The following is a 12,796-nucleotide window of genomic DNA, read 5'->3' on the forward strand; positions in this document are numbered from 1 at the left end:
AAGAAAGCCATGTAACGTTTTTACAAGTACATGGCTTTTGCTGTGTTTTATTTCCGTGTGGGAACGATTACTGCTTATCCTAACATCGACCCGATTGCCCCAGCATGAGCACCCTTTTCCAAAAATATGGCTTGATAATCAAAGCTTTCTTCAAACATCTTTAGTCGCCGTTTAAAAGGTGGGTTTTCCTCCAGTGTACTTCCAATGAAAACAAGGGACTTGGTATGATGAGCCTGTGCTGCTTGAATGGACAGGAGAAGGATTGTCTCTGCAAGCAAACGAACTAAGCTTGCCGTATGGTCATGAGAGGTCGCTTCTTGATTAAGATGTGCCTTCCCAAAGTTAGCTGCAGTGAGGTCTCCCATGAGAGGAGCGGGACTTGGTGCATAAATATCCCGTATTAAAAGGTCGCTTTCTTTCTCATCACCTTGTTCAGCAGAAGCCACGAGTGACGAAAAATTTGTCTCCTTGTTGGAAAGAAGGGAGCCAAGACCGATTAATGTTCCTCCCCCAATTCCACTACCGAACAAACGTTGAAAAGAATGAGGTGTCACATGGTAAAACGATGTTCCTGTACCAATGCTTACCACAATATAATTGCTTACTTCATGACCTTCTTCTTCTATTAAGTAACGCGTACCATTTATAGTTGCTGTGAATTCATCTGTTTGCTGAGCCTGTCCTGATAGGTTGGCTTGGATATGTGCACCTTTTCCTCCAGTTATGAAAAACTCCGATTCGCCACCAAGCTTTTCAAGCCAGCTTATACATTCTTCCATTTGCTCAGGTTGGAAAGTACGCGTAACCATTTTTCCGTTCATACGATGTGCCGTTTTTATGAGTGTTCCTCCTGCATCAATTCCAATACGATTCATTCCCATCCCTCCAATTACCTTCCTACTACTATCATAACAAAATGAGAGCGATATTTTCGTTAGTTATAAGGTAACATGATACAATTAAGCTATACAGACTTAACAAATTTGGAAAGGAAGATACGTATGACAGCAAAATTTATCGGTTATGCAGGAACATACACACGGAAGACAAGCGAAGGTATTTATCGGTTTGTACTGGATACGGAAAAGGAAACATTAAGCAAAGCTGAAGTTGCAGCAAAGGTAGGCAGTCCCACCTATTTAACCATTAGTGAAGATAAGAAGCATTTATATTCTGTTGCTCAGGATGGAGAGCTTGGCGGTGTACATGCCTATGAACTAACAGAGCAAACTGGTGAACTTTCTTCCATTAACGGGCAGCTCGTGGAAGGTGCGCCACCATGCCACCTTGATGTGAAGGACGGTGTGCTTGTAACTGGGAACTATCATAAAGGGGATATTGGCCTGCACCAGGTTGGCAGCAATAATGAAGTGGAACAAGGGCAATTTTTAAAACACGAAGGAAGTGGCCCACACGATCGCCAGGAAAAACCGCATGTACATTTCACAGGCTATACACCAGATGGAAAATATATTGTAGTGGCTGACCTTGGGACAGATAAGCTTGTCACGTATAAACAGGAAAAGGACGAGCTGGTTCATGTAAATACATTGACTGTCAAAGAGGGAAGTGGACCGCGTCATATTGCCTTCCATCCAAATGGCAAGACAGCATACTTGCTCACAGAGCTCCGCTCAGAAGTTATTGTTTTGGATTATGATGCAGCAACTGGACGCTTTACCGAAAAACAGTATATTAAAGCGATCCCGGAAGATTTCACGGAGACAAATGATGCGAGTGCCATTCACGTTTCTTCAGATGGGAAATTCGTTTACACAGGAAATAGAGGGCATAACAGCATTGCCGTTTTTGCTGTTAATGAAGAGACAGGTGAACTTTCTCTAGTTGAGCTTACTCCTTCAGGTGGGGACTGGCCACGAGATTTCGTGCTAGATCCAACAGGGAAATTCCTGATTGCATCCAATCAACATAGTGGAAATATCGTATTATTCAAAAGGGATGAAGTAACAGGGAAATTAACACAGACAGATGAAGTAATTGATGTGCCAGAAGTCGTTTGTGTGAAATTTCTTGGTTAAAGATAGTTAAGAATGATGCGTACAAACAGAGAGAGGCTGAGTGTCGGCTTTTCTCTGTTTTTTTAAGGGGGAAAGGATACGCAAATATAGGTAATGGTAATAAAATGTGCAGATTGATCTTTTTATTTTAAAGGAATTAGGCACTCTCATTTTGTGATTTTTCTTAATAGAAAATTGTGTTTTAAGGATAAAATTGGACGGCGAAATAGCCTTTTATTTATTTTACATTTTTACTAGAATAGCTTAACGTTAGAACTAGAAGTTTTACCTCACCGTCACGGACAATAACCCTCCTACCTCAAGAAGTTTCACGTTATAGAATGCATAGATTGATATAGTGTGTGGATGAAAATTAATTTATCCCGGTGCAAGCGTCCGTAAGACTCCACTTTAAAACATGAAGTGAAGCCGTGATGTTTAAGTGGGATTAGAAAAAAACACTCCACAGATTGAAGTTTCACTTTATAATAAGTAGAGGAGGTGATGAAGTTGGAGACGAACGAAATATTACAGCAAATTCTTGATAATCAGGTCGAGACAAATAAAAAAATAGAGGCATTAGAAGCCAACATGGAAGGGCGCTTTGCTCAGGTGGAAGAGCGTTTCGTGCAAATAGAAGAACGTTTTGAGCAAGTGGAAGAGCGCTTTGCGCAAATGGAAAAACGCTTGGGACAAATGGAAGAGCGGATTGTACAAATAGAGAAGCGGATTGTACAAATGGAGAAGCGGATTGTACAAATGGAAGAACGTTTTGTGTTGGTGGATGGCCGCCTTGACAAGGTTGAAGAAAAAATAGAGCTGCTGACTTCGCAAACTACACAGGCATACCATGATCTCGTTGAAATTATTACCAATCAAAAGGAAGACATAACACAAAATTTCACACCTCTTGTAGAGACAGCCTTCTGGGCGGACAAGACGCTCCACCTTGAGAAAGAAATTTACCCCGGTGCAAGCGTCCGTAAGACTCCCAATTCAGAACATGAAGGGAAACCGTGATGTTTAAGTGGGAGTAAACGGACGCTAACACCCCGATTCGTTTGACTAACAATCAGTGGGAAGAACGAAAACCCCCACTGATTGAAGTTTCACTTTATAAATTAAAACAGCAGCATAGCTGACTATTGCACAATGGTAACACGATAAAGCCTTTGTGCAATCATCCCTTTTTTACGTTGGATCGTAATAATTTTAGTCAGGAAGGAATGCCCCCGTAGTAAAAATGTTGAAGTTGCAAAATAGAAAAACGTACACATTCGAGTTTTTCTAAACCATTCCTCTTATCCCCACGCATAATGAGCCCACTTACGACAAGTCATAAAATGAGTAGATATAAAGGAGGAGCAAGAATGAAATTTTTTCATACAGCGGACTGGCACCTAGGAAAACTAGTGCAAGGTGTGTATATGACCGATGACCAGGCGTACATACTGCAACAATTTGTTCAGGCAATTGAAGAGGAAAAACCAGATGCTGTTATTATCGCCGGTGATTTATATGATAGAGCAGTCCCGCCAACCGATGCTGTCCATTTGCTCAACGATACGTTAGATAAAATAGTGCTACAACTCAAAACACCTGTGCTGGCTATTGCGGGCAACCACGACAGTCCTGGACGCTTGAATTTCGGTAGTAAAATCATGCGCGATAACGGCTGCCATATTACAGGGAATCTTAAAAAGGACATGGAGCCAATTATTCTTCATGATGAGCATGGAGAAGTGCATTTTCATCTTGTTCCGTACTGTGATCCTAGTATTGTACGTAATGAGTTTGGGGATGAAGAGATCCGTTCCCATAACGATGCTGCTAAAAAAATTACAGAAGAGATCAAAGCAACAATGGATCCTAATGCGCGGCATGTATTAGTTGGTCATGCCTTTGTGACACCATATGGGGAAGAAGAGGAGAATACAAGTGACTCGGAACGACCATTATCTATTGGGGGATCGGAGTATGTGGATGCTACACATTTTAGTAGTTTTCACTATACTGCACTGGGGCATTTACATCAGGCACATTATGTAACAAAGGAAACAATTCGTTATGCCGGGTCTCCGTTAAAGTATTCGATCTCGGAAGAAAATCACAAGAAGGGCTATTTTATTGTGGAAATGGACGAGAAGGGCGATGTCTCTCTTGAGAAAAAAGAACTTCTACCACGTCGGGATATTCGCACAGTAGAAGCGTCCCTTGATGAATTATTAGAGCATCCTATCAATGAAGATTATGTGTTCATTCGCTTGACTGATGAAACAGCCGTTCTTTCACCGATGGAAAAAGTACGCTCTGTTTATCCAAATGCCATGCATGTAGAACGAAAAAATTATATGTTCTCCCCGGAATCAGAAGCGTCTAATGAGCCAATGGAACGAACAAAAATGAGTGATATTGAATTATTCCACGCTTTTTATAAAGAAGTAAAAGGCAATGAGGCGACAGAGGAAGCGGAAGAGCTTTTTAAAGAAGTACTTGATGAATTATTAAAAGAAGAAAATGAAACAGCATCCCCTCAAAGAACAAGGAATGCAGTGACGAATTAGTTGCCTTCCAGGCGGTAAGGAGCGAGCGATTTGAAACCATTAAAATTAACCCTGACAGCGTTTGGCCCATATAAGGAAAAAGAAGTCATCAATTTTACAGATCTACAGGAAAATCGTTTATTCGTTATATCTGGTAATACCGGAGCAGGAAAGACTACCATTTTTGATGGTATCTGTTTTGCCCTGTATGGCTCCGCAAGTGGTCAAGATAGAGAAAACAATGCGATGCTGCGCAGTGATTTTGCTGATGACAATGTCCATACAGCGGTTGAACTGGAGTTTGCTTTAAATGAGCGAACCTACCGGGTACTCCGCCAGTTAGGTCATATAAAAAGTGGTAACAAGACGAAGACAGGGGAACGATATGAATTCTTTGAAATAACCAATGGTAATGAAATCCCGGTTGTGGATAGACAGATGGTTTCCGAGATTGATAGAAAGATAGAGGAACTTATTGGCTTGACACAGGATCAATTCAAGCAAATTGTCATGCTACCACAAGGGGAATTTCGTAAACTATTAACCTCACAGACGGAAAACAAAGAAGAGATACTGCGTCGACTTTTTAAAACAGAACCCTATAAGCATATTACGGAGAAGATAAAACAAAAGCGGCTTGCCATGGACGATGCATACAAGCAGGCCGTTCGCGTGCGTGATCAATACATTGCAGCAATTGGAAAAAGTTTGCCAAAACGAGATAGCAGTACCCTTTTTCCACTATTAGAGGCGGAATATCAGAATACAAAGCAAGTGCTAGATGGCCTCGAGGGAGAACGTCAATACTATGAGGCGAAAATTGTGGAGGATAAAGCGGCCTATGAACATGCTTACAAATCACACAATCAGAAACAAACAACATACCATCTTTCTAAAGCATTAAATGACCGTTTTGCTGCCTTAGAGCAAAAAGAAAATCGATTAAAGGAATTAGTAGACCAGGCTGCACAATTTGAGAAAAAAGAAGTACAGCTAGAAAAGGCAGAACGAGCTCAGCGCCTTGCCCCATATGAAAAGCAGCGAGAAGAATGGCGACGGGATGAGGCAGCAAAACAAGCAGCTCGAAAAGAAGCAGAACAAAACAAGATACAGATAGATGAGAAAAGAGTAGAAGTTCAAGCTGCATATGAAAAAGAAGAGAATAAAAAAGCTGAGCGAGAAGCGATACGAAAAGAATTGGATAAGCTGCATGACTTTTTACCAGTTGTGAAGGAAATGGATACAGCGAAACAGAAGCTTCAACGTCTCCATCAACAAGGGAAAGCCACCTATGCAGAATGGCAGCAAGCGAAAGAAAAGCTTGAGGAACAGAAAAATAAAGCAGAACAGCTCGATCAAAAGATTAAAACACTTGATCAGCTGGTGGAAAAACTGCCCGACAAGCAGCAGCAATTAGGTGAAATGCGGGAACAAATTAAGCTCGTATTGGATTACCTGAAACGAAGAGATCATTTACGTACATTGGAAACAGAAATAAAGCAGCAAAAGCAGGTAGTAGAGGAAAAAAGAAAGCACTATCTTAAGCTGGAGGAAAATTGGATTAGCAACCAGGCAACCCTCTTAGCGGAACACCTTCATGATGGAGAGGCTTGTCCTGTGTGTGGAAGTGTGGAACACCCGGAAAAAGCGACTAGCAGATCGGATGCGATTTCTAAGGAACAACTTGAAAAAGCCAAGCATGACTATGATGCTGATGATAGTAAATATAGAGAAGTTTCGGCAAACTATCAGGCTGCAAAAACACAGGTTGAGGAAAAGGTGCAGGAGCTAAATAGCTATTCGGTTTCCTTGGAAAATGCAGAACAGACAAAGGATAAGCTTACTGAATCTGGTACTGCGCTTAAACAGGAAGTAGAGCAATTAAACAAAGCACGTAAAGAACTAGCAGATCAAAAGCAAAGTTATGAACAGGTAAAAGTAACAACAAAGCAGTTAGAAGAAAAAGTACAAGCAAAAGAAAAAGCATATCAAGAAATTAAATCCTCCTATGATACGTCAAAAGCAGTTTACCAAGAGAGAGTTAACAACATTCCAGAAGACGTTCGGGTCTTAACAGAACTTGAGCAAAAAATTCAACAAGCGAAAAAGCAGCAAGAAATGTTGGAAAATGCTTGGGAGACCATCCAGAAAAGACTGCAAGAAGTAAAAGAAATGCAGGCAAAAGCAGTAGAACGGCTTACCCATGTACAGCAACAGTGTGTAGAAACGACTACCAAAAGGGAAGAAGTGGAAAAACAATTTACTACTGCTTTAGCAGAGGCAAGTTTTTCCGCGGAAACTGATTATCAGGATGCAAAGCTATCTGAAGAAGCGTTTCATGAACTAAAAAATAGCGTAGAGCAGTTTAAGCAAACACTCTCCACCGTAAGGGAGCAAGTGTCTGAGCTTAGGACAGAGTTAAAGGATAAGGAAAAAGCTGATCTGTCGGCGATTGAATCTGAACTGGCTAAGTTAAAGGAGACATATGAAGTTACCCTGAAAACTTGGCAAGAGTCGAAAAACTATCATCAAGAAGCGAAGGATTTATATCAAAGCATAGCAAAAGCAAGTGAAGAATCTGGAGACATCGAAAGAAAACTCCGGACTATCTCTGACCTATACGATGCCATTCGTGGGCAGAATAATCGTAAAATATCGTTTGAAAGGTACTTACAGATTGAGTACCTGGAACAAATTATTGATGCAGCAAATCAGCGGCTTAAGCATTTATCAAATGGTCAATTTTTCTTAATGCGCAGTGACCGACAAGAGTCTCATGGTCGGCAAAGTGGGCTTGCTCTCGATGTCTATGACGCATATACAGGTCAGACAAGGGATGTCAAAACATTGTCTGGTGGAGAGAAATTTAACGCCTCACTATGCTTAGCCCTAGGCATGTCAGATGTAATCCAAAGTTTCCAAGGTAATATCTCTATAAAGACGATGTTTATTGATGAAGGGTTTGGAACACTGGATGAAGAAGCATTAAATAAAGCAATTGATACACTCGTCGACTTACAGCAATCCGGTCGAATGATTGGCGTTATTTCGCATGTTCAAGAGCTAAAAACCATCTTCCCAGCTGTTTTGGAAGTGAAGAAAACGAAGGAAGGTTCAAGTAGAGCCAAGTTTTTAATTAAATAGCAAAAAAACACAGTACTAGCCAGTGGCTTGGTACTGTGTTTTTTTCGTTTTTGTGTTATTAAGATGCATGTGGTCGCTGTTGTTTTTTATAATACATATTAAACAATACCATGACCACAAGAACAAGAGCAGCGCAGACTAGGTAAAGACTCTGGTAACCGTATCCCGAAACCACAAGTCCCCAAATAAATGAGCCAAGTGCAATACCAGCATCATAAAGCATAAAGAAAGTGGCGGTTGCGTGACCACTCCGGGCTGGCTCTGCTGTTTGAATTGCCATCGTTTGGAAGCTTGGCAGTAGTGTGCCATATCCAAGACCGATTAAGGCTGCGGCGACAAAGAGCATCCAGGCAGATGACGTAATACTTAACATTACAAGCCCTGCCACAAAGATAAGCAAGCATGGGAGGATAACAAAACGCGCTCCTCTGCTATCAAAGGCTCTACCAAGTGAAGGTCTGGAAAGTAACATTACGCCTGCAAAAACGAGAAAGAAAAAGCTTGCTGCAGCTGCAAGTCCTATTGACTCTGCATATACCGAAATAAAGGAAAGGATACTAGCATATGCAAGGGAAATGAGACTGGCAATAATGGCGATCGGTAAAGCTTTTAGTTCGACTAAACTATGAATAGAAAGCTTTCCTTTTTTTACAGTCGTTTCTGCTCCTACTGGTTCTTTCACATGAACGAGAAGGGTTGATAAAATACCAGCAATCATAAATATGCTAAGGATAATAAACAATGTTTTAAAACTGACAAATTGCAGGAGACTTAGTCCAATAAATGGTCCGGCCACTACCGCCAGGTTCATTGACATTGCGAAATATCCTAAGCCTGCTCCCCTGCGTGCTGGCGGAATTAAATCAGCTGCAATCGCTCCTGTTGCAGTGGTAATTACGCCAAAGGAAAGACCATGAATGAAGCGTAAGATCATTAATGGAACAAAGGATTCAATCCCTATATAGATAAAAGTTGTAAGTGCAAAGACACTTACGCTTAAAACAAGCCCTTTTTTCTTCCCTATCCGATCAAGTAAGCCTGCCGAAAAAGGTCTAACAGCAATGGCGGCGATTAGAATAGAGGTAACAACAAGACCACCTTGTGCTTCTGTTCCATCCATTTCTTGAATTACATAAAGCGGAAGGGTGGTTATTAATGTATAAAAAACGACAAACACTAAAAATTGCGTCATAAAAATACTAATAAAACTACGAGTCCATATCTTTTCTAATTGGTTTTTCATTCTGATGTCTCTCCTGATGATTTTAGTTTAGCTAAAAGCGTGTATAATTGGTTTTTCTCTTGTTGTGAAAAAGCCGAAAGCATCTCCTCATCAAAGCTTTCCACCGATTTTTTGACAGTAGGGATCCGCTCTATTGCCATCGGAGTGAGTTCAATAATCCGCTCACGCTTGTCTTGACCTTGCTTTCTGCTAATCCAACCACTCTTCTCCATCCGAACCAAGGTCCGTGTGACAGTTGGTGCTTCCGTATTTAAATACTTCCAAATCTCCGTTTGTGTCATAGCCCCAAACGTATCCAGGCAGTAGATTATGGCCCATTGTGATGCATATAAATCATGATCTTTAAGCTGTACGTTTAATTCTTTCACCGTATAACGAGACAGTTGATTTAAAGCATGCATAATATCCCGGTTTTCCACATTCTTCATTTTCATACCCCTCTTCAATACTTACCCAGGTAAATAAACACCCGAACTATATTACAGGAAATTTAGCTCGTTGTAAAGCGAGTGGACACTTTTGTTAAGTAAGTCGCGGAGTTAATTAACCAAGTTGTGCCGAGACATCTGCTGAGAGACCGTGAACATCGGCCGAGAGCACCGACACATCGCCTGAGAGCACCAGAACATCGGCCGAGAGCACCAGAACATCGCCTGAGGGCACCACAACATCGGCTAAGCGCGCCGCCACATCACCCAAGAGCACCCACCCATTCTCACAATCTAGTAAGCCTTTGCAAAAAAGATCTTGCTTTTTTGAAAACGCTTGTGTTAACATAGATTCATCTTAGATCTATGTTGGATCTTTTACATGTGGGAGGCAAAAACAGATGCAAAATAGAAGACTTCTTGCTTTCTATGGCGATGATTTCACGGGATCCACCGACGCGATGGAAGCATTAGATAGTTTTGGACTTAGAACAATTCTTTTTTTGGAACCGCCAACAGAAGAATTATTAGAAAGGTTCTCTGATGCCCAATGTATTGGGGTTGCAGGGACTGCACGTGCGAAAAATAACGAAGAAATGGAAAAAGAACTTACACCAGTTTATAAAAAGTTTAAAGAGATAAATCCTTATTTTGTTCATTACAAGGTTTGTTCAACCTTTGACTCTGCTCCAGAGGTGGGAAGTATCGGATATGCTGCTGATTTAGCTAGACGTTACTTTGAAAGCGGCTCCTATCCATTGCTCGTCGCTGCACCAGCATTGGGAAGATATACGGTATTTGGCAATCATTTTGCTAATTTTCATGGGTCCATTTATCGACTTGATAAACATCCTGTAATGTCAAAACATCCCGTAACGCCAATGGATGAGGCGAATTTAGCGGTTCATCTACAAAAGCAGACGAAGCAATCTATCGGAACAATTAACATGGTAGATATGGAAAGAGACCCAGCGGAAATTACTAACGATACCGACGACATTATGCTCTATGATGCAGCTGAGGAAAAAGAGATGAGTTGGTTCGCTGACAAAGTTTGGCAAGATAGAAGCGAAAGCACAACGCAATTTCTAATCGGGTCCTCAGGCATTGAATATGCACTCGGTAACAAGTGGAAAAGAGATAACATTGTGGAGGGCAAAGCGAAGGAACGTCAACCACGTGATATCGATCAAATGCTCGTTGTTTCTGGAAGTGTTTCAGAAGTTACCAAGAGACAGCTGGAACATGCAGAGGAATCAGGCTTCCATATGGAACAACTGCCATATGAATTGTTTACGGAAGAGAATGACCCTGAAAGCTATCTAAATCGCATCATTGAATTACTAGACTCCAAGAAGAAAGTGATTCTATATACAGCAAAAGGGACGGAAGATAAAGCAATTAAGGCAACAAGAGATCATCTTACACAAGCAGGAATTTCAGATATTGGAATCCATATTGGACAACAATTAGGACGCTGGACAAAATATATTATGGAGCGTGCTCCACTGAAGAGAGTTGTTATCTCTGGTGGTGATACTTCTGGATTTGTTACATCACAGCTTGGCATTTATGGACTAGAAGTCCTTCAAGGCATTGCACCAGGAGCTCCTTTATGTCGCGCATATTCAGAAGACGAGCGCTTTGATGATTTAGAAATTGCGTTGAAGAGCGGACAGTTAGGTGGAGAAGGGTTCTTTGAGAATGTCTTCTTAGCGAAGAAAACCTATTAATGGGAGAAAGGGGATCGCGATGCTTTTAAAAGATGTAGCGTACCAAGCAATTAAGGAGAAAATTTTGGAAGAAGAATATCCACCAGGACAATTCCTTTCAGAACGCACCTTAATACAAGAGCTAGATATGAGTAAGACACCGATAAAAAATGCACTTGTTCGTCTAGAATCTGAGGGGTTTGTCACCGTTTCCTCCAAGCAGGGGATTGTGATTAATGATCTCTCAATTGAAAGAATCAATGATATTTATAATCTGCGAATTGCATTAGAAACGTTTACCTGTGATGCATTATATGAACGAATTACACCGCAGCAACTTGGTGATTTGAGAGAGAACTTAGAGCAAACCAAGGTAGCCGCAGAGGAACTTGATGTGAAAGGCTTTGCTTCATTGGATCATGATTTTCATGTTGATCTAAGTGAAATTGCCGGTAACAAAGAGATTACACGCATTCTATTAAACTACCATGATCATTTACTTCGTATTACTTTGCGTCATTTGCGCAAGGATCCTACTAGGGTTCGCAAGTTCTATGAAGACCATGTTGCGATTGTAAACGCTCTAGAGGCACATCAGGAAGAAAGTATTACCCTGATGAGACAGCACTTGCAAGAATCGAAATCCATGTTATTTCAATAAGAAGGAGATGCCAGTTATGAAAGCAGTATTTGTTCAAGACGCTGAGAAAATTGAAATCAAGGACATCGACCGTCCAACAATAAACAGTGATGAAGTACTCATTAAAGTAGCGACAGCAGGAATTTGTGGTTCTGATATCCACACCTACAAAGGGCTACACCCTTTTAGAAAGCCTCCAGTTGTGATTGGCCATGAAGTGGCTGGTGAGGTTGTAGAAATTGGAGAGGCGGTAAAGAACGTTAAAGTTGGCGATCGAGTGACCGTAGAACCACAAAAAGGTACAGGAGAAAGTGAAGGCGTGATGACGGGGAATGTGAATTATTCAGATGAGCGACTTGCGCCAGGCATGGGAGATTGGTTAGGAACAATGGCCGAATATTTTGTGTCACCAGAAGATCTCGTGATTTCCTTACCTGATAGTGTGAGCTATGACCAAGGTGTTCTCGTAGAACCACTTGCAGTTGGTGTTCACGCAGCATTCAAAGGCGATGTGAAACCTAACGATAGAGTAGCGATTATTGGTGCTGGTCCAATTGGGCTGTTAACACTTGCTGCAGTGAAAGCAAAAGGCGTAACAGAGACGGTTATCACAGATGTGCTTGATTACTCACTTGATGTTGCCAAAGAACTTGATGTAACAGAAACAGTCAACATTATGGATAATCCAAATTGGATTGAGGAAACAAAAGAACGAATGGGAGGATCTTTTGATAAAGTCTTTATCACAGCAGGTGTTCCAGGCATTATCAATCAAGCTCTAAACCTATTGAAAAAAGGTGGACGTGTCGTAACCGTCGCGATGTTCCATGGTCAGCAAGAAGTGGACATTGAACAATTACAGCAAAATGAAAAAGAAATTGTTGGCTGTATGACATATAACCGACCAGATACAGAGGAAGCGCTAGAAATTATTAAAGAAGCTAAGATTCCTGTTGAAAAAATCATCTCACATGTTCTGCATTATGAAGAAGCAGCACATGGCTTTGAAATTGTTAATAATAAACAAGACAACTCAGTAAAAGTTCTAGTTAGATTTGACTCATAGAG

11 protein-coding genes are annotated in these 12,796 nt (G+C 41.1%); 7 read left to right on the top strand and 4 right to left on the bottom strand.

Annotation, left to right across the window (positions count from 1 at the left end; all coding sequences use genetic code 11):
- Nucleotides 1-74: 74 nt before the first annotated feature.
- Nucleotides 75-875 (bottom strand): type II pantothenate kinase, encoded by an 801-nt coding sequence (coaW, locus tag K3T81_RS09860; protein ID WP_161464582.1) that lies wholly within the window; start codon nucleotides 873-875, stop codon nucleotides 75-77.
- 126 nt (nucleotides 876-1,001) lie between these two features.
- Between coaW and K3T81_RS09865 the strand changes: the two genes are divergently transcribed.
- From K3T81_RS09865 to K3T81_RS09880, 4 genes are all read left to right on the top strand, one after another.
- Entirely contained in the window at nucleotides 1,002-2,039 is a 1,038-nt protein-coding gene (locus K3T81_RS09865) for a lactonase family protein (RefSeq protein ID WP_238019708.1), read from the top strand.
- 489 nt (nucleotides 2,040-2,528) lie between these two features.
- Nucleotides 2,529-3,038, top strand: a complete 510-nt coding sequence (locus K3T81_RS09870) for a hypothetical protein (RefSeq protein ID WP_238019709.1) — start codon at nucleotides 2,529-2,531, stop codon at nucleotides 3,036-3,038.
- A gap of 350 nt (nucleotides 3,039-3,388) precedes the next feature.
- Nucleotides 3,389-4,582: an exonuclease SbcCD subunit D gene (locus tag K3T81_RS09875; protein WP_238019710.1), complete on the top strand. Its 1,194-nt coding sequence runs from the start codon at nucleotides 3,389-3,391 to the stop codon at nucleotides 4,580-4,582.
- A gap of 30 nt (nucleotides 4,583-4,612) precedes the next feature.
- Complete coding sequence (locus K3T81_RS09880; protein ID WP_238019711.1) at nucleotides 4,613-7,705, top strand: AAA family ATPase; 3,093 nt, start codon at nucleotides 4,613-4,615, stop codon at nucleotides 7,703-7,705.
- Nucleotides 7,706-7,763: 58 nt separating this feature from the next.
- On the opposite strand, the gene K3T81_RS09885 is transcribed toward K3T81_RS09880, so the two are convergent.
- The 3 genes from K3T81_RS09885 to K3T81_RS09895 form a co-directional block, all read right to left on the bottom strand.
- Nucleotides 7,764-8,948: an MFS transporter gene (locus K3T81_RS09885; RefSeq protein WP_106897574.1), complete on the bottom strand. Its 1,185-nt coding sequence runs from the start codon at nucleotides 8,946-8,948 to the stop codon at nucleotides 7,764-7,766.
- On the bottom strand, nucleotides 8,945-9,376 hold the full coding sequence (locus tag K3T81_RS09890) for a MarR family winged helix-turn-helix transcriptional regulator (protein ID WP_106897573.1): 432 nt from the start codon (nucleotides 9,374-9,376) through the stop codon (nucleotides 8,945-8,947). Before K3T81_RS09890 ends, K3T81_RS09885 begins: the two co-directional genes overlap by 4 nt.
- A 115-nt stretch (nucleotides 9,377-9,491) precedes the next feature.
- Nucleotides 9,492-9,725 carry a hypothetical protein gene (locus K3T81_RS09895; RefSeq protein WP_238019712.1) on the bottom strand — a complete coding sequence of 78 codons (234 nt, stop codon included), beginning with the start codon at nucleotides 9,723-9,725 and terminating at the stop codon, nucleotides 9,492-9,494.
- Nucleotides 9,726-9,777: 52 nt separating this feature from the next.
- Here K3T81_RS09895 and K3T81_RS09900 point away from each other — a divergent pair, with 52 nt between their 5' ends.
- From K3T81_RS09900 to K3T81_RS09910, 3 genes are read left to right on the top strand one after another with little or no spacing between them, the layout of a single operon-like run.
- On the top strand, nucleotides 9,778-11,109 hold the full coding sequence (locus K3T81_RS09900; protein ID WP_238019713.1) for a four-carbon acid sugar kinase family protein: 1,332 nt from the start codon (nucleotides 9,778-9,780) through the stop codon (nucleotides 11,107-11,109).
- Nucleotides 11,110-11,128: 19 nt separating this feature from the next.
- Nucleotides 11,129-11,749: a GntR family transcriptional regulator gene (locus K3T81_RS09905; RefSeq protein ID WP_119578485.1), complete on the top strand. Its 621-nt coding sequence runs from the start codon at nucleotides 11,129-11,131 to the stop codon at nucleotides 11,747-11,749.
- 16 nt (nucleotides 11,750-11,765) lie between these two features.
- The gene (locus tag K3T81_RS09910; RefSeq protein ID WP_238019714.1) at nucleotides 11,766-12,794 is read left to right on the top strand and encodes a zinc-dependent alcohol dehydrogenase; all 1,029 of its coding nucleotides are present in this window, start codon (nucleotides 11,766-11,768) and stop codon (nucleotides 12,792-12,794) included.
- Nucleotides 12,795-12,796 lie beyond the last annotated feature (2 nt).

It is taken from the genome of Oceanobacillus jordanicus, from assembly GCF_022095695.1.
GTDB lineage: Bacteria > Bacillota > Bacilli > Bacillales > Amphibacillaceae > Oceanobacillus_B > Oceanobacillus_B jordanicus.